Annotated in this window: 23 protein-coding genes and 1 pseudogene; 6 read left to right on the forward strand and 18 right to left on the reverse strand. The window is 68.9% G+C overall.

The window, feature by feature from the left end; genetic code table 11:
* Positions 1 to 48 precede the first annotated feature (48 nt).
* Both ACIPK4_RS38315 and ACIPK4_RS38320 read right to left on the reverse strand, forming a co-directional pair.
* Positions 49 to 435 (reverse strand): helix-turn-helix domain-containing protein, encoded by a 387-nt coding sequence (locus ACIPK4_RS38315; RefSeq protein WP_402322120.1) that lies wholly within the window; start codon positions 433 to 435, stop codon positions 49 to 51.
* A complete protein-coding gene (locus ACIPK4_RS38320; RefSeq protein ID WP_402322122.1) occupies positions 435 to 698 on the reverse strand; it encodes a hypothetical protein in 264 nt (87 codons plus the stop codon). The genes ACIPK4_RS38315 and ACIPK4_RS38320 overlap by 1 nt, the downstream gene beginning before the upstream one ends.
* 537 nt (positions 699 to 1,235) lie before the next feature.
* On the opposite strand from ACIPK4_RS38320, the gene ACIPK4_RS38325 reads away from it, so the two are divergent.
* Positions 1,236 to 2,044 (forward strand): IS5 family transposase gene (locus tag ACIPK4_RS38325; protein WP_402322125.1). Its coding sequence is split into 2 segments (ribosomal slippage): positions 1,236 to 1,593 and positions 1,593 to 2,044, totalling 810 coding nucleotides; the frame shifts between segments, so codons are not numbered across the junction.
* 460 nt (positions 2,045 to 2,504) lie between these two features.
* Here ACIPK4_RS38325 and ACIPK4_RS38330 read toward each other — a convergent pair.
* Positions 2,505 to 4,160, reverse strand: a complete 1,656-nt coding sequence (locus ACIPK4_RS38330; RefSeq protein WP_402322128.1) for a hypothetical protein — start codon at positions 4,158 to 4,160, stop codon at positions 2,505 to 2,507.
* Positions 4,161 to 4,315: 155 nt separating this feature from the next.
* On the opposite strand from ACIPK4_RS38330, the gene ACIPK4_RS38335 reads away from it, so the two are divergent.
* The gene (locus ACIPK4_RS38335) at positions 4,316 to 4,483 is read left to right on the forward strand and encodes a hypothetical protein (protein ID WP_402322131.1); all 168 of its coding nucleotides are present in this window, start codon (positions 4,316 to 4,318) and stop codon (positions 4,481 to 4,483) included.
* 851 nt (positions 4,484 to 5,334) lie between these two features.
* Here ACIPK4_RS38335 and ACIPK4_RS38340 read toward each other — a convergent pair.
* Genes ACIPK4_RS38340 through ACIPK4_RS38355 form a run of 4 tightly spaced genes read right to left on the reverse strand, consistent with a single transcriptional unit; the run spans position 5,335 to position 6,443 of the window.
* The gene (locus ACIPK4_RS38340; protein WP_402322134.1) at positions 5,335 to 5,595 is read right to left on the reverse strand and encodes a hypothetical protein; all 261 of its coding nucleotides are present in this window, start codon (positions 5,593 to 5,595) and stop codon (positions 5,335 to 5,337) included.
* Positions 5,592 to 5,903, reverse strand: coding sequence for a DUF6247 family protein (locus ACIPK4_RS38345; protein WP_402322136.1), 312 nt, complete (start codon positions 5,901 to 5,903; stop codon positions 5,592 to 5,594). The genes ACIPK4_RS38340 and ACIPK4_RS38345 overlap by 4 nt, the downstream gene beginning before the upstream one ends.
* A 58-nt stretch (positions 5,904 to 5,961) precedes the next feature.
* Complete coding sequence (locus tag ACIPK4_RS38350) at positions 5,962 to 6,183, reverse strand: abortive infection family protein (RefSeq protein ID WP_402322139.1); 222 nt, start codon at positions 6,181 to 6,183, stop codon at positions 5,962 to 5,964.
* Positions 6,096 to 6,443, reverse strand: coding sequence for a hypothetical protein (locus ACIPK4_RS38355; protein ID WP_402322225.1), 348 nt, complete (start codon positions 6,441 to 6,443; stop codon positions 6,096 to 6,098). The genes ACIPK4_RS38350 and ACIPK4_RS38355 overlap by 88 nt, the downstream gene beginning before the upstream one ends.
* 485 nt (positions 6,444 to 6,928) lie before the next feature.
* On the opposite strand from ACIPK4_RS38355, the gene ACIPK4_RS38360 reads away from it, so the two are divergent.
* Positions 6,929 to 7,138: a hypothetical protein gene (locus ACIPK4_RS38360; RefSeq protein WP_402322141.1), complete on the forward strand. Its 210-nt coding sequence runs from the start codon at positions 6,929 to 6,931 to the stop codon at positions 7,136 to 7,138.
* A gap of 139 nt (positions 7,139 to 7,277) precedes the next feature.
* Here ACIPK4_RS38360 and ACIPK4_RS38365 read toward each other — a convergent pair whose 3' ends face one another.
* Positions 7,278 to 7,853 carry a hypothetical protein gene (locus tag ACIPK4_RS38365; protein WP_402322144.1) on the reverse strand — a complete coding sequence of 192 codons (576 nt, stop codon included), beginning with the start codon at positions 7,851 to 7,853 and terminating at the stop codon, positions 7,278 to 7,280.
* Here ACIPK4_RS38365 and ACIPK4_RS38370 point away from each other — a divergent pair.
* Together ACIPK4_RS38370 and ACIPK4_RS38375 are read left to right on the forward strand one after the other, a co-directional pair.
* Positions 7,794 to 8,044, forward strand: a pseudogene (locus ACIPK4_RS38370) (ATP-binding protein); the annotation flags it as partial. The gene ACIPK4_RS38365 and the pseudogene ACIPK4_RS38370 sit on opposite strands and share 60 nt — an antisense overlap.
* Positions 8,045 to 8,141: 97 nt before the next feature.
* Positions 8,142 to 8,525: a barstar family protein gene (locus tag ACIPK4_RS38375; protein ID WP_402322147.1), complete on the forward strand. Its 384-nt coding sequence runs from the start codon at positions 8,142 to 8,144 to the stop codon at positions 8,523 to 8,525.
* 12 nt (positions 8,526 to 8,537) lie between these two features.
* On the opposite strand, the gene ACIPK4_RS38380 is transcribed toward ACIPK4_RS38375, so the two are convergent.
* From ACIPK4_RS38380 to ACIPK4_RS38405, 6 genes are all read right to left on the reverse strand, one after another.
* Entirely contained in the window at positions 8,538 to 10,160 is a 1,623-nt protein-coding gene (locus ACIPK4_RS38380) for an integrase (RefSeq protein ID WP_402322150.1), read from the reverse strand.
* A 12-nt stretch (positions 10,161 to 10,172) separates the two neighbouring features.
* Positions 10,173 to 10,487: a helix-turn-helix domain-containing protein gene (locus tag ACIPK4_RS38385; RefSeq protein WP_402322152.1), complete on the reverse strand. Its 315-nt coding sequence runs from the start codon at positions 10,485 to 10,487 to the stop codon at positions 10,173 to 10,175.
* Positions 10,484 to 11,548: a tyrosine-type recombinase/integrase gene (locus ACIPK4_RS38390; protein ID WP_402322154.1), complete on the reverse strand. Its 1,065-nt coding sequence runs from the start codon at positions 11,546 to 11,548 to the stop codon at positions 10,484 to 10,486. Before ACIPK4_RS38390 ends, ACIPK4_RS38385 begins: the two co-directional genes overlap by 4 nt.
* The gene (locus ACIPK4_RS38395; RefSeq protein WP_402322156.1) at positions 11,491 to 12,324 is read right to left on the reverse strand and encodes a hypothetical protein; all 834 of its coding nucleotides are present in this window, start codon (positions 12,322 to 12,324) and stop codon (positions 11,491 to 11,493) included. Before ACIPK4_RS38395 ends, ACIPK4_RS38390 begins: the two co-directional genes overlap by 58 nt.
* Entirely contained in the window at positions 12,321 to 12,560 is a 240-nt protein-coding gene (locus ACIPK4_RS38400) for a transposase (RefSeq protein ID WP_402322158.1), read from the reverse strand. Before ACIPK4_RS38400 ends, ACIPK4_RS38395 begins: the two co-directional genes overlap by 4 nt.
* Before the next feature lie 145 nt (positions 12,561 to 12,705).
* Positions 12,706 to 13,176 (reverse strand): hypothetical protein, encoded by a 471-nt coding sequence (locus ACIPK4_RS38405; protein ID WP_402322161.1) that lies wholly within the window; start codon positions 13,174 to 13,176, stop codon positions 12,706 to 12,708.
* Positions 13,177 to 13,259: 83 nt separating this feature from the next.
* Between ACIPK4_RS38405 and ACIPK4_RS38410 the strand changes: the two genes are divergently transcribed.
* Entirely contained in the window at positions 13,260 to 13,445 is a 186-nt protein-coding gene (locus ACIPK4_RS38410; RefSeq protein ID WP_402322164.1) for a hypothetical protein, read from the forward strand.
* A gap of 54 nt (positions 13,446 to 13,499) precedes the next feature.
* On the opposite strand, the gene ACIPK4_RS38415 is transcribed toward ACIPK4_RS38410, so the two are convergent.
* The 4 genes from ACIPK4_RS38415 to ACIPK4_RS38430 are packed head-to-tail and all read right to left on the reverse strand — an operon-like array spanning position 13,500 to position 17,834.
* On the reverse strand, positions 13,500 to 14,579 hold the full coding sequence (locus tag ACIPK4_RS38415) for an aldo/keto reductase (protein ID WP_402322167.1): 1,080 nt from the start codon (positions 14,577 to 14,579) through the stop codon (positions 13,500 to 13,502).
* Positions 14,580 to 14,602: 23 nt separating this feature from the next.
* Positions 14,603 to 15,355 (reverse strand): SDR family NAD(P)-dependent oxidoreductase, encoded by a 753-nt coding sequence (locus ACIPK4_RS38420; RefSeq protein ID WP_402322169.1) that lies wholly within the window; start codon positions 15,353 to 15,355, stop codon positions 14,603 to 14,605.
* Complete coding sequence (locus ACIPK4_RS38425; RefSeq protein ID WP_402322172.1) at positions 15,268 to 16,002, reverse strand: O-methyltransferase; 735 nt, start codon at positions 16,000 to 16,002, stop codon at positions 15,268 to 15,270. Before ACIPK4_RS38425 ends, ACIPK4_RS38420 begins: the two co-directional genes overlap by 88 nt.
* Positions 15,999 to 17,834, reverse strand: coding sequence for a M3 family metallopeptidase (locus ACIPK4_RS38430; RefSeq protein ID WP_402322175.1), 1,836 nt, complete (start codon positions 17,832 to 17,834; stop codon positions 15,999 to 16,001). Before ACIPK4_RS38430 ends, ACIPK4_RS38425 begins: the two co-directional genes overlap by 4 nt.
* Positions 17,835 to 17,838: the final 4 nt, after the last annotated feature.

The raw sequence follows: 17,838 nt of genomic DNA on the forward strand, positions 1-17,838 counted from the left end.
GGAACAACACCCACAACTCATCCGGCACCAGCCGCTCAACCAAATCCGTCATGCACGATTCAACGAACGACCACGCCATAAGAAACGGCGTCTAAGAGCCTCGGCGAGTTCCACCGGTGTGGTGATCGGTGTCGGGTCCGGCCTCCCGCCCGTCAGCATCCCTAGGATCATGACTCGGTTGTCGTGCTGCTCGGCACGACTACTCAGGGCCTCAGAAGCCTGGGTTCGCCGGCCCTTGAAGAAGTCTCGAACCTGTCGGCGTTCCTCCGGCGTGGCTTCCAACACCAGCAGCACCCGTTGGAGGGCCTCGGGCTTCGGGGACCCAAGGCCCCTCTCCCACCGATGAATAGTCGGTGCCGACACATCAGACAGGTGCGCGAGCTGCTGAAAGTTGAGGTCCTTCCTCTGCCGGAGGTCGTGCAGCAGGGCCGACATCAGGAGTCACCGCCGCATAGGCAGGCGCGAGATGCCTTGCTGAGGGCGTGCGCCATCTGCTTGGCCGGGTTCGAGATCGCCTTGATGAGCAGGGGGGCGAACATGGCACCGACCACTTCGATCCCGTGGCCGTACACGCACAGCCACATCGGCGCGAGGACCGCGGAAACAGCAGTGAGCGCGCGGAGAGAGTTCGTGAAAACGAACCCACGGGGATTGTCAGCAACAATCACGCAGCCCTGGAGAACCGGTTTCTGAAGCACCCAGCCGCCTCCCGGTGCGGGAACCCAAAACATGAAGCCACTCCCACGGTGCGCAGGGCCTCTGCGGCCGATCGGCGACCGCGCTTTCAGCATGCAGCTCCCTGGTCTCGTTGCACAACGCAGCCTTTGGGGACGGAAGCTCGCCCCACCTAAGAGGAATCAGCCCTCCGGAGGGGGAGAAACGACTCTGCACCTGGAGCAAAATGGCCTAGTGGCCCGTCGCTCCCTCCGAACCCACCCGAAAGTGGCCGAGGGTGTCCGCAACGGTGTCCGACAGCGTCCGCAGCCATCCGTAGTTTCCGCGCTTGGTCCGGGGCAAGTAGCACGTCAAGGCCACGACGCCCCCCAACTGTCTGAAAGATCATCCGGTGCTGTCCGAGGTCGTCCGAATCTAACGCCAAGGCCCCGCGAAGGGTCGATAGGTATCCCCGAAGCCGCTCCCATAGCCCGGACGGTTTGCGGGGCCATCTGTTCGCAGCAGACCTGGCCCCTACTTAGACGCCGTTTCTTATGGCGTGATCGTTCGTTGAATCGTGCATGACGGATTTGGTTGAGCGGCTGGTGCCGGATGAGTTGTGGGTGTTGTTCCGGCGAGTGGTGCCGCCGACGGAGGTGATACGCCCCCAGGGCGGGGGCCGGCGCAGGGCGGGTGATCGCGAGACACTGGCGGCGATCATTTTCGTGGCGACGTCGGGCTGCACCTGGCGGCAGCTTCCGCCGGTGTTCGGCCCAAGCTGGCAGACGGTCTACCGACGCTTCGCCCAGTGGAGCCGGGCCCGGGTCTGGGCCCGGCTCCACCGCGTCATCCTCGACGAACTCGGCGCCCGCGGTGAGCTCGACTGGTCGCGGTGCTCGATCGATTCCGTCAGCATGCGGGCCGCAAAGGGGGGCCACTGACGGGACCGAATCCGACCGACCGCGGCAAGCCCGGATCGAAAATCCACCTGATCACCGACCGGAACGGACTGCCGCTCTCGCTGGGCATCTCGGGCGCGAACATGCACGACAGCCTCGGACTCGAGCCGCTCGTGCGGGGCATCCCGCCGATCCGGTCCCGGCGTGGCCCCCGCAGGCGACGGCCGGCGAAACTGCACGGCGACAAGGGCTACGACTACGACCACCTGCGCCGATGGCTGCGCAAGCGCGGCATCCGCCACCGCATTGCACGCAAGGGCATCGAGTCCTCGCAGCGGCTCGGCCGCCACCGATGGGTCGTCGAACGGACCGTGTCCTGGCTCGCCGGCTGCCGCCGACTGCACCGACGATACGAACGCAAGGCTGAACACTTCCTCGCCTTCGTCGGCATAGCCGCGGCCCTCATCTGCCACCGCCGCCTCACCAAATGAAACGACGTCTTAGTGACGCACATCACAGAGCATCAGGGCCCGTGTCCCCGGACACGGGCCCTTCGCGTTGCCGCTACCGGGCCTTGAGACGAACCGTCGGTGCAGTCGCCGTCCCGGGCCAGTGGAACAACGGGTGGAAGGGGTGCAGCTTGCGCGGCCCCCAAAACCCGGTCGGCAAGCGCCAAGCTGAGTGACCCGGCGCCGTTCGGGCACCGGTGACCCCCGCCAGGGATGCCGCCGCGCCTGCGGCGCCCGGCGGGTTGCCGGATCAGTTCCGGAGGCCTTCCGGTCCCCATTCAGCTGAGTGGCACCAGCTCGACATGCATCTCCGCCGTCTCCTGGCCCCCGCCGTCATCAGCATGTGGCCACGAGCCGCTCGGAGCGCTCACTCGGGCCCAGACGGGCGTGATTCTCGGCCTGCTGGCGATCACGGATGCCTCGTACCAGTCCGCGGCCCTGATCACACCATCGGGGGGTAGCCGTATGTCTGGTCGTCCGTGTCGCCTGGATCGGCGGGCTTGTGCCTTGCTTTGCCCCTGGTGACCAGGAAGGCAAGGGGAGCGGACATGACGAAGAAGCCGAGGCCGATGCCGGTGAACCACCGTCCGGCGGCCGTCAGGTCCTCCCCGGCACGTTGGAGCTGCCCGATAATGATCAAGGTGACGCTGACAACGATGGTGCCCACAACCAGTGCCGCCCTGCTGAAGCCGACCGTCGCGGCCTCGGCAGGCGTGTCGGGAACGGCGGCCGCGGAGGGGCGGGTACTTGGGGAGGATGGCGGCGTTTCTGCCGGCACCCTGGACTGGGGCAGAAAGTAGGCCTTCTCCACCCGCTCGTAGGCGCGCTCGAAGGCCAAGGATTCGTCCATGGTGGGGTCCAGGACCGTGAGCAGGGCGTCGAGGTGCTCCCAGATCATGGGCATGCCCCTGCCCATCCTCAACACCTGTACCGCCCAGTGCTGGGCGGCATCCGGCGTTTCACCGAAGGCTCGGGCAGCCAGCTCGGCCGCCGACAGCTGGGTCGATGTGCCCTCGCGTTCCTCCAAGTACTCGAACGCCCGCGCCACGTCCGTAGTGGTACGCGCGGAGTCCAGCAGGTGCAGGAGCGGTTGCTTGTCCTTCTGCTCGGAGTCCACGTTTTCGCTGTTCACGGGGTTGTCCTGCCTGTCCTTGCTGTCCTGCCGGTGTCCCGGGACACCCGGGACAGTGGGCCGGTCGTGCTCGTCCACCAGTTGTCCCGGGACAACCCGCGGACCGGACGCCGCGGTGACGGCATCGATTGGAGGTTTGAGGCCGAACTCCTCGCCCAGCTCGTCAAGCGCCGATTCCTGGGCTTCGAGCCCCTCGCCGGCGTCGGTCAGGAACTGCGCGAGTTCGTTCACGTCAGGCAGTCTCTGCTCTCCGGTGAACACGGTTACCCCGGTATCCGCTACCTGCCCGCCCAGCGCCCGCACCGCCGCTTCGTCCCGAATCACCTTCTGCATAGCAGCCGTCTGAACCGTGAAAGCCTTCCCAACCAGTCGGCGGGCATGTTCCAGCTGGCCGCCGGCCCGGTCGCGGAACTCGCGCAGCTGCTCCAGCTCCCGCTCCAGCTCACCCCGTCCTTCCTTCGCCTGCTCCAGCTCGACTTCCAGCCTGGTGCACTCCGCGCGCAGCATGGACACCGTCTGCTCCAGGGCCCGGCGCTGGCCCTCGGACTGCTGCAGCTTCTGCAAGGCCTCGGCGTGCTTCTTCTGGGCGTCGGCCAGGTCCTTGTACGCCTGCGCCATCGGACTCAGCCGTGCCCCTGCCGGAGTAGCGGAGGGCAGCGCCCCGTCCCCGAGAGCATGCTGAGCTTGCTCGGCCGCTTCCAGCAGCTCCAGGCCGTCCTTGAGCCGTTCCGCCCGGCCCGTCGTGACGTAGCGGCTCACCACTGCCTCGATCAGCTTCTTGGTCGGCAGGCGGCCGCCTGTGAGGACCTCGCCCCACGATGACCTGGTGAACGGAGAGCCCGCCGCCTTCGCCTCCTCCTCCAGCTGCCGCAGGCTCCTTGCCCTCGTGACATCACGCAGCCACACCGCGAGGGCGTTGGCCTCAGCCGTCCGCCCTTTCAGCTTGCTGTGCGGTTTCCCTGCCATACCGCCCCCTTGAACAGAGCTGTCCCGCAGGACACCTCACCAGGTGTCCCGTCATTTTGGTCAGTGACCTGCGCAAACGCTGATCAGCCGAAGCGGACGCCTGTGTCACCCGCAACGGTGGGTCTCCATCCCATCCAAAGATTTGGAGATCCGTCATGACCTCTCCCAGCACGCCCCCGCGCCGTAACTGGCCCTACGTCGTTGTTGCGATCGTCGTCCTCGCCCTTCAGCAGGGCTGGAGCCCCGAACAGATCATCACCCTCACCGTCAGCCTCCTCGTCCTCATCGCCGTCATCACCGCCGCCAGCCACAACCGCGAATAGCACGGCAAGGGCACGCCCCTTTGCCACATCCGAAGGCTCACCGGCCGCGCCGCCGCTTTGGCCGGCCTCACACGCCGCCTGGCACCGCCGCCCCACCCGCACCCAACGGGACTCGCCCGGCACCTCGCCCGCGCCTGCCGAGGACGGCGGCCCTTGCCGACCCCGGGCCCGGCTCAGCAGACCGGAACCGACAAATCCGTATTGGTCGGAGGCTCTGCCCGGCGGCGCCGAAAAGCTCTTCCCCCTTCACCGACACGTGACGCAGCGCCCCCGGCTGCCGCGGTGGGCGAGGCGGGTGCGCAGCGTGATTCCCCTGATTGGCCGAAGTGCCCGGGCAGGCCGGGCACGGGCGTGTCACGGTGACAGGGCGAGGTCCACGCAAGGCGGGGCCCGGCCGGACAAAGCCACCCCGGCCGCGCCCCGCAACCTGCCACGCCTGCCTGAGGACGACAGGCCCAGCCGGGTGAGCACCATGCAGCCCGCGGCCGTGCGCCACGGGGGCGGACAGTGGCACGGGCCAGACTTCCCGCACCCCGACGACTCATCACGGATGGAGATCCCCCGTGCTCGAACGCAAGCGGCAGGGCAGCCGGACCCAAGTCACCTTCGTCCTCCCCGAGGACACCCCCGAAGGACCGGTCAGCGTCGTCGGAGACTTCAACCACTGGAACCCCGCCGCCCACCCCCTCCAGGCACGAGGCGACGGCACCCGCGCCGCCAGCGTCACCCTGCCCGCACACACCAGCCACTCCTTCCGCTACCTCGCCGCCGGCGACTACTGGTTCGACGACCCCACCGCCGACCACCACGACGGCACCAACAACCGCCTCCACACCTACCCCCGCTGTGACTTAGCCCAACCAGACGATGCCCAGGACGGACAAGCGCCGCGTGATGTTGTTGACCACGTAGACGACGGACAGCTGCCCGACGGACGCGGCTCGGACGTCCTCCCCCTCCGGATCGCCAGCGTTCCATTGCGGCCACCCCCACGGGGAGCGCACCGCGATGTCAAGGACGTCGCGGACCATCTCCCGGGCGGACTCGGGAAGCTCGGCTATCGTCTTCGCTGCCTGCGGGGACAGGCGCACCGCCCACAGCTGATCGCTCACCCGCGGCCACCGAGGACGTCGCCCAGGTCCACGAACTCGGACTCGTCACGGCCGGAGTCCATGAAGGCGTCGACGGCCGGGGCTGCCGCGACCCGTAGCTGCCAGGCCCGCACCACCTCGTGCAGCGGGGTGAGGCTGAAGGCATGGCGGGCATCATCCAGGGCCTTGGCCCAGTCCCGCTCGAACGCCGGCACCCACGTCTGCGCCCGCCGGTCGGCTCGCAACTGAGTAAGGAGTTCGGCCGGCGCCCCGGGCGCGGGCGCGTAGGGGGCCGCTGGTGCGCGGGTTTGGTCGGGTTGGGCGCTCATCGGCTCCTCCTCGCGGACGGCTGCTGCCAGCCACCGTAGAACGCCATGCCGCTGAACATTACCGGCTTCCCCCAGGACGCGGGATTTGGGTAGGGGACGGCCCGGGTGCCAGCCCAGCCTTGCGCCAGGGCGCTGCCGGGTCGGCCAGGGTGTCGAGGATGAGTTCGCACCACGTAACCGCCGCATTGACGGTCAGGCGGGCATGGCGAGTACCAAGGCCGGACGGCGCGCTTGCCTGCCCGTGCCCGCTGCCGAAACCCTGGTTGCGGAGCTCGGCCACTCCGACGGCGATGCTGACCGCCCGGAAAGGATCTTCTTGATGGCCTTGCTCCCATCCGGCCCGTCCGGCGCAGAGGCTGCGTCGAGTCGCAGCTCCTTGTGCAGGATGGCGACCAGCACGGGGACATCCGGCTTCTTGTCCACCGCCACTCCCAGCCCCCGAAGCGCCGTCTTCGCGGTCGCCTCGATGAGCTGCTTGGCCGCCCCGATGGCTCCCTGATCACGTCGCGGGTGGTGTTGGTAAGGCAATTGAGACTCCATCACCTCATCGTTGGCAAGTATCTATATAGAAAGGCAGACGGCCTGCGCGGCAGGCGGTGAGGGGGTGTGGCCGGGGTCGGGGATGATGGGCGGGTGCCGCACACCATGGTTCTCGCCGTCCACCCCGCTGCCCTGGAGCGCCTGGACGCCCTCGTGCAGCAGCACCAGGACGCACAGGAGGAGTGGCTGCGCGAGGAGGCTGAGCGTGAAGGCTTGGCCCTTCTCCGAGGCGCTGAGCGCCGGGTTGGGCAGGCCCGGATCCGGGCGGGACGTCATGAGCGGCGGGAGTCCGGGCTGCACCGCCCGACGCGGGCGCTCGTGCTGGCGCCGGGGCTGCGGGCCGAGCTGGAGCACCGCGGGCTGGTGAAGGAGGGGGAGCCCGTCCCGGCCGACGCCCCGAAGTCCGGGCAGACGCTGGGCGGGACAGGACCCTTCGCCGGTGCGGGGCTGACGGGCCGGCTGGTGGCCTCACTGCCCGAGGTGCTGTGGGTGCCGCTGACGAGGGGGGCTACTGGACCAACCAGCCCTACGTCCGGGCCCTCCAGGCCTGGACTGACCGATGGGGCCCCGGCCCCGCTGCGGGACGGTGCTCGGCGTCGGCCGAGGCGCTCGCCGAACGCGCCCGCAGCGCGGCGCAGGTGACGACGACCGGGGACGTCGTCCGCGCCGGCTTGGAGCGCGTGCTGAAGGTGTAGGCGGCCCGGTGGTACTGCTCCCAGCATGCTGGGCACCGGGCCTCACCCGCGCACGCCATATCGGCGCAGGCTGCACTCAGCCTATCCGGGTGGACCTGGCCCCGGGGCGGCCGTGCTGCCCCTTGTGGGCCGGGGCCATCTACCTTTTGGGCGGGGTGAGCAGGGCTGTCCACGTGCTTTTGTCGAGCTGCATGAAGCGGGCGGCCTCGGTCTGGGTCTTGTGAAAGGCCTGGACCCGCCAGGCAGCTTCCCTGCGGTGGCTTCGCAGGTCTCGCAGTACTTGCACCTTGATGAACTCCATGAGCTGACGCAGTCCGTCAACGTGCGCCGCCGCTTCCTCCCGGGTGGGCGGCGGGCCTTCTTCCGCACGGGAGGGATCCCACGCGGTCCGGGCCTGCTGGACGAAACGTCCTAGCTCGTACAGCAGTGCAAGATCTCCTGGGGGGCCCTCACCCGGTTCTCCGCTCGGGTCCTTCCCCTGCCGGTAGACGCGTGCCCAAGCCCGCTCCGGCGTCGTCTCCCACATCTCGTAACCCCACGCGAAGACATACCGGCCCCCCGCCGTCCGCCACAGGCCCCGGTTGGACGTGCCCTCAGGATCAAGCTGGGTGGCCGCCGACATGCCGAACCACCATGCCCGCTCCCAGGCCGGCAGGTCGCGGCCTGCCGGGCCGGCTACTCGATCTACTTCACCAGCCTCGACGACATGGTCCACAACCTCAAGACCGAGGCCGCCGGACGGCTGACCAGCAAACTCGGCAGCTACCTCCGGCCGACCGTTCTCGTGGTCGACGAGGTGGGCTACCAGCCCCTCGAACGCGCGGAGGCAACCTGGTCTTCCAGGTAATCTCAAAGCGCTACGCAAAGGGCTCGATCATCCTGACCTCGAACAAGACCTTCAGCAAAGCGCACATGTTCCGGCGAACCCGTGCGAGGTGCTGCCTGAACAGCACGGGTTCAAAACGAATAGGCAGACCGCCAGGCTGGACGTACTCTGCGGGCTGTGACAGTGAGATACGTGTTGGACGGCAGCCAGGTCAGGACGCTGGAGGACTTTTGGCGGGTCGCCGGCGCGAGCATCGGCTGCGGCGGTTACTTCGGCCGGAACCTCGATGCCTTCGCTGACTGCCTCCGCGGCGGCTTCGGGACACCGGACGACGGCGACTATCTGATCGAGTGGCGTGACCACGAAGCCTCCCGTCAGAATCTCGGACACCCCGAGACCGCGCGTCAGCTTGAGCAGATGCTCGGGCGATGTCATCCGACGCACAAGGCCAGCATGGGAGCCCGGCTCGCAGAGGCCCGTGCCGGACGTGGCCCGACCGTCTTCGATTGGCTGGTCGAGATCATCGAAGAAGAGCTGCCGGGCGGGCTGAGTCTTCGCTAGCCGGGCCATTCGTCACAGGGCTGGCAATCGGCCCTCGTCGACGTGGTCGGCGAGATAGATCAGGGCGGCCTGCGGGTCCATGCCGAACGAGGCGGCGACGAGTTTGGGATCCAGGGTGTTCACCAGGTCGACCAGCCGGGTGCTGCGGATCACCCGGGGCGGGAAGCCACAGTCGTCAAGAATGTGGGAGAGATAGGCAGTTGAGGCCGGGCTCCGCCCGGCCTTTGTCCCTTTGGTGACCAGGACGTGCGGGTTCTCGGTCGGCCAGGCGTCACGGTGGGCCAGGCATCGCTGCAGCACCGTCCAGGAGGCAGGGTCCAGAGGGACGGGGTGGGGGCGTTTGCCGAGGCGGACTCTCTGGGCGAAATGGTCGACTTCGGCGATCTGGAGTAACCGGACCTCCGAACTGGAGGCGCCGTGCAACAGGGCGAGCATGCCCACCAGCGGCTCGTGGGGGTGAACGTGCTCTTCGGTCGTCCAGCGGCGGAACAGCTCGCGCTGCTGGTCGAGGGTGAGAGTCTGGCCCCGGAAGCCTTTCGCCTCCTTCACGACCAGGCCGCGAGTCGGGTCGACCAGTACCAGCTTCTGAGCCCGCGCGAAGCGGAAGAACTGCCGCAGCACGGTCAGTCGCCGCTTGCGGGCCCGAGGCAGGACGGCCAGGAAGGCTTCAACGTCGTGCACGTCGACGATGGACCAGCCGTCCTTGTCGCGCTCGTTGATCAGGAAGATGGCAAGGTCCCGCAGAGTGGCCAGGGCGGCTTCCAAGGTGTGGTTGCTGCGGGGCCGGGTGCCGGCCCGACGGGCTCGGTCCTGGGCTCGCATCCGGGAGATGTCAAACGCCGCAACGGCCGGTCGCAGGGGTTCGGGCACGGCCTCGACCCGGCGGCGACGTCGGCCCGCGGCGAGTTGATCGGCCTGGTCGGTGGGCAGGGCCAGGCCACGAAGGGTGAAGAAGTCCTCGAGTGCACGGGCGAAAGAGCCCATGGACCGTCCGGGCCTGCGGGACCGCTCCAGCAGGGACCGAGGCGAGTTCGAGTACTCGCCCTCCAGGAGCCGCTCCAGTTCAGTGATGAAGCCACAGGCTCTGGCGACGCAGTGGCGGGCAGCAATCTGGGCGACGAAATCGGCGAGCCATCCAGGCGGGTCGGCGAGTCGTTCCCGAAGATGTTCACCGCGGATGAAGGGGCGACTGGGGTGCTTTTGCCAGCAGGCCGAGCACAGCCCCAGCCCGGAATGCCGCCGCAGCTGCCCGCATTCGCGGCAGATACTCGGCGGCTTCTTCACCGGCCGGGGCCGTGAACAGTGACCGCACCAGCCGGTCTTCTCGCGCAGATAGCCCAGCTTTCCGCAGCGCGGGCATGTCCGCTGGCCAGCCAGCTGGCCAGCCTTGCGTCGGCATTCCCGGCACAACTGGTTCTTCGGTGACCGGACCGGGTGACCGCATTCCTTGCAGACGCGCGAACAGGTGATGCACCGGCCGGTGTCGTTCTGCAGCACACGGTCGAGACCGCAGGAGGGGCAAGAGGCCTTGGCGGCTGCCTCCTTCATACGGCGCCAGCACAGGCAGCAGTGCTGGCGGTCGAGATATCCGACGGGTCCGCCGCAGGTGACGCAGTCCCGTTGCTTCTTACCCATCGCGGCCCGCCGTCACAGGGGCGGCATCGACCGGCCCCGGGCCGAGACGGCCTGCGGCAGGTCGGCGACTGGGCGAGGGGGTGTGATCGGACGCTCGACCGGGGTGGTGTCGACCTCGATCAGGTCGTTGGGGGTGCATTCCAGTGCGGTGCACAATGCGGCCAGCGTGGTCATCTTCACCTGGGAGGGCTCCTTGGTGAACAGGGCGGACACCGATGCCGAGGACAGCTCCAGGCCGGCCTTCTCGGCCAGCAGTCGCCGTAGTTCGGTGCCGGTCCACACGTCGCGCTGGGCGGCGGCCATCCGCAGCCGCCATTGGATCTTCATGCCGTGGTGTCCTTTCCGCTCAGCTCGGCCAGAGTGCTGGCGACAGCACGCTGATAGGCATCCTCAATGAAGGTCGCCGAGGGCCGGACATATCGCATGGTCGAGCTGACCGTCCAGTGACCGAGCATTTGCTGGATCGCCACCAGGTCGACACCGCGTTCGTAGTTGTGGGTCGCACACGCTCTTCTCAGGGCATGCGGGCTGAACCTCTCGGCTGCTGGGCGGCCTTCGAGTTCCATCAGATAGCGCAGGCGGTTGCGAATGGTCCCGCGATGGAGGCTGCCACCGGACTCGTCGGCGAAGAGCACGGGCGAGTCAGGAAACTTGGGCCGAACGTCCTCCAGGAACCATCGCAGCACCAGATCGAGGCCATCGAGCATCGGCACCCACCGCGGCCGCGGTCCGGAAGTATGGGCGCCCTTGCCGAAGCGGACGTGGAGTTTGCCGAACGGTCCACGGGTGAAGTGCAGGTCCGGCTTCTCCAGCAGCGATGCCTCCTCGGAGCGGAGCCCGGCGTGATACAGCGTCCGGAACATCGCATAGTCACGGGCCGCCGGCCCGTACTTCCTCGCGGTCGCGATCCGCTGCTTCATGAAGTCGAAAAACTCACTCACCCGTTCCGGCGTCGGCGGCGGCAGCAGGGCCGGGGAATCGTCGCCGACGTGACGGGAGGCGTTGAATTCGTCGATCGGGCAGACCAGACGGACGCCGAACGATGCCTCGATCTCGGCCGCCTTGCGGGCCTGCAGGAACCGGTGGAAACCTTTGAAGATCTGCCCGTACTCGCGCCGGGTGGACGTCTTGCGGCCCTGGACCGCCAGGTCGCCCACTACGCGGTCGATGTCCTCGGGCGTCACCTCCCACGCGGGCCGGCCCAGTGCTTTGAGGGTCCGCTCCAGCTGCCCGATGTCGTTGTCGATGGTCACAGGGCTGAACCCGCGGGCCCTCCACGAGGCAACGAACGCGTCGACACACGCAATCTGGAACTGCCACGGATCCGTCGTCAGCGGCCCCTGCGGGACAGCCCCACCCGCGATGACCTGCAGTCTGGCTTCGGCCATCGGCACACCTTCCTCGCACCTGAACGGTCAAGGCGGCACCTGGAGAACCGGGGTGCCACCGCGAAAACCAACGAGGACAGCAGGAAGGGGATACGGCCAAGTGGCAGCGGCAACCCCTGTGAGGGAACAAGTGCCAGCTCCAGATGAATGCGGACAGGGCGTTCGGGTGACCCCGGGGGTTCGGCCGCCGCCGTCAGAACTCCGATCGGCGAGGCGCGTGGGTGGATTCGCCGACCACTTCGAGGAGCAAGACCGAAGATCCGGCAGCCGGGAGAGGCGTGGCTGGCTTCGTCGTCGAGTGAGTTCTGGAAGCGTGTGGATACCACGAGCCTGTCGCTGAAGACATCCTTGATCGGGCAGAGATACAGCTTGCCGTCACCGGTGGCGTGTTCGGTGATGTCGGCGAGCCACAGCCGGTTCGGGCCGGCCGCGGTGAAGTCACGACGGACGAGATCGTCGTGCACCGGCGGGCCGGCCATCTTGCCCCGGCCGCGCTTCTTGCCGAACACGCTCCACCAGCGGTTGTCCCGGCAGATCCGCCACGCGGTCCGGTCCGCCATGGAGGCCCCGCTGCTGCGGGCCTCATCGGCCAGGAAGCGGTAGCCGAACTCCGGGTCCTCACGGTGGGCACCGAACAACGCGTTCGCGCGATACGCCTCCTCGAGCACGGCTTCGCCCACCGGCTGGTCGAGCCAGCGGTAGTAGGGCTGCCTGGCGAGCTTCAAGACCCGGCACGTCACCGTGACGGGCACCCCGTCCCCGGCCAGCTCCTTCACGAGCGGGTAGATCCTTTTCCCGACAGATGCGCCTGCGACAGATAAGCCGCAGCCCGACGCAGAACCTCGTTCTCCTGCTCCAGCAGCTTGATCCGCCGACGCGCTTCTCGCAGTTCCGCGCTCTCCTGTCCGGACGTTCCGGGCTTGGACCCGTCATCGATGTCCGCCCGACGCATCCACTTCCACAACGTCATCGGGTGGACACCGAAGTCCGTGGCCACCTGCTCGACCGTCACACCCGGGCCGCGTGTCGGTGCCGGGTGAAAAAGTGGACCCGGTAGACGGCCGATTTCGGTCCGCTGCGGACGCGGACCGTCTCCGCCGGAGCCGACCCGGCCAGTTCCCTGCAGGCCCTCTCTACTGCCAGGACTGTTCCGCCAGTCACAGTGCACCTGCCCCGGTCAGGTGCCGCAGCGTGCGGTACATCTGCTGCCGGTAGGCATGAACGTCCTCCGTGCCGGGGCACGAGCGCATCCACGGCTTCTGGCCCCCGACGAAGTGCACCACGTGCCCGTCCCGGCGGGTGACTGGGCGGCGGAGGACCCGGCGGACCCAGTCCCCCCGCTGGGGGAACCGGTCCACCTCGAACCGGTTGAACACCGGCCCGACCGGGTGCGCGGCCCCGGAGGACAGCAACCAAAAGTTCAGGGCGCACTGGTCGTTGTGCTTGATGTGCTGCCGCCCGCGGACCAGGGCCCGCTGGACCCCGGTCCGCATGGGGGCGAGCATCGGCGCGGGGACCCACAGCATCCCGGTGTTGAAATAGGTGCGCCCGACAAGGTGGGGCCAGCGCTCGGCGACGCCGGGCAGGGCTGGGCACTGGCCGACAGCCGGGTTGAACTCGTCCTGCACCGCGCCGATCCGATCCGTAGGCAGGGAAACCGCAGGTCAGGGCCCAGGCACGGGAGGGCGCGGCCACCTCGGGAGGGATGTGGGTGGAGTGCACCGCCTACTTCGGGTTCACGGCGAGCGGCAGTTCGGACGACGGCCGTCAGCGGTTCCTCAGCACCGCGACCCCGCCCACCTACGCCGCCCAGATCCTCCAGCTCCAGGAGGCTGGTGCGACGGAGGAGGAGCTGCATCCGATCGTCGCCGCCGCCGTAACCGAGTCGAGGATGTAGCACCGCCAACGCCCCCTGTCACCCCACCCTTTCAACCTCAGCGTCATACCGGTTTTACGGAGTCATGGGCCGCGCTGCCCTCAGCTGCTCGGGGCCATGGACCAGCGCCTGGATGTCGTCGGCGAGGAAGGTGTACGGGTACGGGGTCGGCTGCGCGCTCGCCTCATCGATCCGGGCGAGGTCCTCCGGCGGCAGCGAGACGTCCAGCGCGGCCAGGTTCTCCAGGAGCTGGTCGCCGCAGGAGACGCCCACGGCCACGCTGGTGATCTCCGGCTTGCTCAGGATCCAGGCCAGGGCCAGCTGTCCGGGCGTACGCCCCCTGCGCGCGGCCAGGTCGGCCAGGCACGCGATGACGCGGGGCACCACCGGGCGGAACGGGTCGACGTCGCCGGTGGTGAAGGTCTGCGTCACCCGCCCGTCGCCGGTGATCCGCCGCTCCTCCAGGTCGACTCGGTAGCGGCCGGTCAGCAAGCCGTTGGCGAGCGGCCCCCAGGCGACCAGGCCGACGCCGGTGGCCGCGGTGAACGGGAAGAACTCGTGCTCGATAGTCCGCTCCAGCGCGCTGTAGTTGAGCTGGACCGCCGCCGGGACGGGCCAGCCCCGCCACCGGGCGACGGCCTCGGCCTGACCGGCGTACCAGCCCGGCACGTTGCTCAGCCCGACGTAGCGGATCTTCCCGGCGGAGACCAGGTCCGCCGCCGCGGCCAGACTCTCCTCGACCGGGGTGACGCCGTCCCACAGATGCAGGTAGAGCAGGTCGATGTGGTCGGTGCCGAGGCGGCGCAGCGACCGTTCGACGGACGCGACGACGTTGCGGCGGCTGCACCCGCCGGAGTTCACGTCCCGCGGGTCCGTACGGTACCCGCACTTGGTGGCGATCACCACCTGGTGCCGCGCGGACCGGTTGCGCAGCGCACGGCCGAGCCAGGTCTCGCTCTCGCCGCGGTTGTAGACGTTCGCGGTGTCGAAGAAGTTGATGCCGTGGTCGAGGGCGACGCCGAGCAGCGCGTCGGCCTCGGCGGCCGACATGGTCCAGCGCGGCCCCCACTGCGAGCCGAAGGTGGCCACGCCGAGGGCGATGTTCGACACCTTCAGCCCCGTACGGCCTAGCAGACGGTACGTCACCTTGGACATACGGCGCTCCTCGCTCCGCCGGCTCAGATCAGCGAGCCGGCGGAGCCGCCGTCGAGCCGGCACAGCATGCCGTTGGCCGCTCGCCCAAGGCCCGCGAGGTACTGGACGCTGCGGTAGCAGGCGTCGAAGTCGATCAGCTCCTCGATGACCAGGTCCGGGTTGGACTTGCGCAGGAACACCCGGGTGATCTCGGCCTCGTCGACGCCGCGGCGGGCGGCGACCCGCTGGAGCTGCGCCACCTTGTCCGGGTCGGCCAGCGGGCCCAGCAGCAGGGTGGCGACGGCGGCGTTGCGGGAGCGGCAGGCGTCGGCGAGGGAGCCGGTCAGCACGCGCAGCGCCGCCTTGCTCGCCGCGTACGCGCCGGAGTCGCGGTCGGCGTGGAACATGGACTCCGAATTGATGACGACGACCGAGGTGAACCGGGTGTCGGGGGTGGCGGCCAGCAGGTCCAAGGTCAGCCGGTAGGGGGCGAGGGCGTTGACCCGGAAGACGTCCTCCAGCTCGGCCAGGGACAGCTCGTGGGCGGGGCGGGGCGGATAGCTGACGGCGTTATGGACGATCAGGTCGGGTGCCTCACCGAGTCGGTCCGTGATCCGCTCCAGGGTCTCGAGGCGGGACAGATCGGCCTGGAGGTGGTCGACGCCGGGCGTCCCGGGGGTCTCGGACGCGGGGCGGCGTCCGAGACCGGTCACCTTCCAGCCGTCGGCGGCGAGCCGGGCGGCCAGGTGGGCGCCGAGGCCGTGGCTGCTTCCGGTGACGAGGGCGTGCTGGGCCATGTTTCTTCCTTGACGCTCACCAGGAGACCACTCTGGGTCCCGACGAATGCGGAGAACAGCCGGGCACTGCGCCCGACCGCGCGGTTGTAACGGTGGATGGCCTTCGCCTCGCGGTCCTTGTCGGACCCCTCGGTGCGCTCGGCGGTGAAGTCGCCCTGGGCGAAGGCGTCGTCGGCGATCAGCACGCCACCGGGTTCCAGCAGCGGGTAGCACAGCCGGAGGTAGTCGGGGTACGACTTCTTGTCGGCGTCGATGAAGACCAAGCCGACGCTCTCCGGCGGGACGGTCTTCAGGTAGGCGCAGGCGTCGCCGACGACGATGTCCACCCGGTCCTCGACCCCGGCCGTGCGCAGGTTGCGGCGGGCGGCCTCGGCGGCCCGCGGGTCGATCTCCAGGGTGGTCACCCGGCCGCCCTCGGGCAGGCCGCGGGCCAGGTGGATGGTGGAGTAGCCGAACAGCGTCCCGATCTCCAGCACGTGCCGGGGCCGGCGCAGCAGGGTGAGGAGTTGCAGGACGCGGCCCGCGTTGTCGTCGACCTGGATGGTCGGCAGTCGGTCGTCGAGCAGGGAGCGCCGCAGGATGCCGTCGAGCACCTCCTCGCGGGGGCCGAGTACGGCGCGGATGTAGCCGTGCGGGATCGTCGTCACGAGTCTGCTCCCGGGTGCTGGGCGCCGCGGGCCGCGGCCGGCGTCGCGGGCCCGGCGCCGTCGTGGAGGCGGGCGGTGTCGTAGAAGGCGAACAGGGCCTCGCTGTCCGGGCGGGGGGTGGGTGCGTCGAAGTCGAAGCACGGCAGGAACAGTTCGGGTGCCTGGTCGGGCGTCACGGCGGCGAGGGGGGTGCGGTGGAAGGGGGCGAATTTCTGGGCGCTGTCCGCGGCCCCGAAGAGATAGGCGAAGTTGGCGCCGGGGTTGGCGGTGAACATGGGCCAGGTGAAGTAACCGGGGAAGTCACCCAGGGTGCAGTGGCGGCCGATGCCGAACCGCTCGTCCAGGCGCCGGAAGGACTCCTCGAGGCCGCCGTCGGCGCGCTGGTGGACGTCGAAGTCCAGCAGGGCCAGCACGGCTCGCTCCAGGTAGGTGCGCCGGTACTCGATCATCTTGATGCGCCGGCACAGGGCCAGTCCCTCCTCCGCGGCCGGGGTGAGGGAGAGGTAGCGGGCCAGGTCCGGGTGGTACGCCCACTTCTCGCACCACATGCTGAGGTGCTCCAGCCGTTCCAGGGGCAGGTACTCCAGGCCGGACCGGTTGGAGATCCGCTTGCGGATCAGCAGGTGGTTCAGGGCGTGCCCGAACTCGTGGAACAGGCTGTGCATGTTCTGGAAGGTGATCCATCCCGCGCCGTCGGCTCCCGGCCGGAACCGGCAGGAGACGTAGGCGACCGGCCGCTGCACCACGCCGCTCCAGTCGGTGCGGTTGCGGATGCCCTTGGTGTGGTTGGCCCCGATCGTCTTATTCCCGGTGTCCCACAGGTCGAAGTTGATGTGGCCGACCTCGCCGTGCTCTGAGCGGACGGCGACGGTGAGGACCTGCGCGGCGCTGGTGGCCTGCCGGGTCAGGGTGAGGCCGAAGATGTGCCGGGCGACGGTGAAGATGTAGTCCAGGCAGTCGTCGAGGTCGAACATCGGCGGCTTGGCCCCGCCGGTCGCCGTACGGACGCTGTGCGCGAAGTGGGCGAACGGCTCGTCGCCGGCGGCGGGGCACAACTTCCGTATTTCTGCCTCCAGTTCGGTGTGAGCGGTCAGTGCCCGTGCCAGGTGGCGCTCCAAGAAGGCAGCCACCTCGGCCTCCTCGACGGCGCACTTGGTGAACGTTCGCGCGAGCACGCTGGGACAGTCCTGCGCGGCGCTCTGCCGCCGCCGCGCCTCGATCATCCCGTCGATCAGGCCGAGCAGTCGCGGCAGGTGCGCGTCGCGGGCGCCCTGCCAGGCCCGGGCGAGTTTGCCGCGGGTGGCGGAGCTGCCGACCTGACTGGAGAGCTTGTAGAACACGGCCGACGGGGTGCCCGAGCCGGCGGGCGTGCCCAGCCGCTCCAGCAGCCGGGCCTGGTCCCGCTGGACGTCGTCCAGGACGCCCTTGGCTTCGGTGAGCAGGGCGTCGAGTTCCTGCTCGGCAGCGACGTCCGCGGGCTCCTGCTTGGCGCTCAGCTGGGCGACGTAGGCGAGCCGGGACTCCTCCGCCTCCGGGTCCGGGCAGCGCATCCGCAGCAGCTTCTCCAGGATCTGCCGGTCCAGCTCCGGGTCCTTGTGGAAGGCGTCGCGCCAGGGCAGCAGGCGCTCGAAGTCGACGAACTCGTCGTTGGCCTCCAGGTAGAGGAAGATGTAGGCGACGTTGTTGTAGATCGAGGTGATCTCGACCAGGGTCTCCTGGGTCAGCCGCGGCTCGGCCACGATCTCCCGGAGCCGGCTCATCATCGCCTCCAGGGCCTCCTCCATGGCGGTGAGGCTCTCCCGGTCCGGCGCCAGAACGGGGTCTACGGGCATGAGG

Origin of the sequence: Streptomyces sp. NPDC086989, assembly GCF_044745505.1 — a bacterium.
Taxonomy (GTDB): Bacteria; Actinomycetota; Actinomycetes; order Streptomycetales; family Streptomycetaceae; genus Streptomyces.

What these genes read in the sequence shown, in the direction of transcription:
- ACIPK4_RS38315 (WP_402322120.1), bottom strand. Translation starts at nt 435, where the DNA reads ATGTCGGCCCTGCTGCACGACCTCCGGCAGAGGAAGGACCTCAACTTT.
- ACIPK4_RS38330 (WP_402322128.1), bottom strand. Translation starts at nt 4,160, where the DNA reads ATGGCAGGGAAACCGCACAGCAAGCTGAAAGGGCGGACGGCTGAGGCC.
- ACIPK4_RS38335 (WP_402322131.1), top strand. Translation starts at nt 4,316, where the DNA reads ATGACCTCTCCCAGCACGCCCCCGCGCCGTAACTGGCCCTACGTCGTT.
- ACIPK4_RS38345 (WP_402322136.1), bottom strand. Translation starts at nt 5,903, where the DNA reads ATGAGCGCCCAACCCGACCAAACCCGCGCACCAGCGGCCCCCTACGCG.
- ACIPK4_RS38355 (WP_402322225.1), bottom strand. Translation starts at nt 6,443, where the DNA reads ATGGAGTCTCAATTGCCTTACCAACACCACCCGCGACGTGATCAGGGA.
- ACIPK4_RS38380 (WP_402322150.1), bottom strand. Translation starts at nt 10,160, where the DNA reads ATGGGTAAGAAGCAACGGGACTGCGTCACCTGCGGCGGACCCGTCGGA.
- ACIPK4_RS38385 (WP_402322152.1), bottom strand. Translation starts at nt 10,487, where the DNA reads ATGAAGATCCAATGGCGGCTGCGGATGGCCGCCGCCCAGCGCGACGTG.
- ACIPK4_RS38390 (WP_402322154.1), bottom strand. Translation starts at nt 11,548, where the DNA reads ATGGCCGAAGCCAGACTGCAGGTCATCGCGGGTGGGGCTGTCCCGCAG.
- ACIPK4_RS38415 (WP_402322167.1), bottom strand. Translation starts at nt 14,579, where the DNA reads ATGTCCAAGGTGACGTACCGTCTGCTAGGCCGTACGGGGCTGAAGGTG.
- ACIPK4_RS38420 (WP_402322169.1), bottom strand. Translation starts at nt 15,355, where the DNA reads ATGGCCCAGCACGCCCTCGTCACCGGAAGCAGCCACGGCCTCGGCGCC.
- ACIPK4_RS38430 (WP_402322175.1), bottom strand. Translation starts at nt 17,834, where the DNA reads ATGCCCGTAGACCCCGTTCTGGCGCCGGACCGGGAGAGCCTCACCGCC.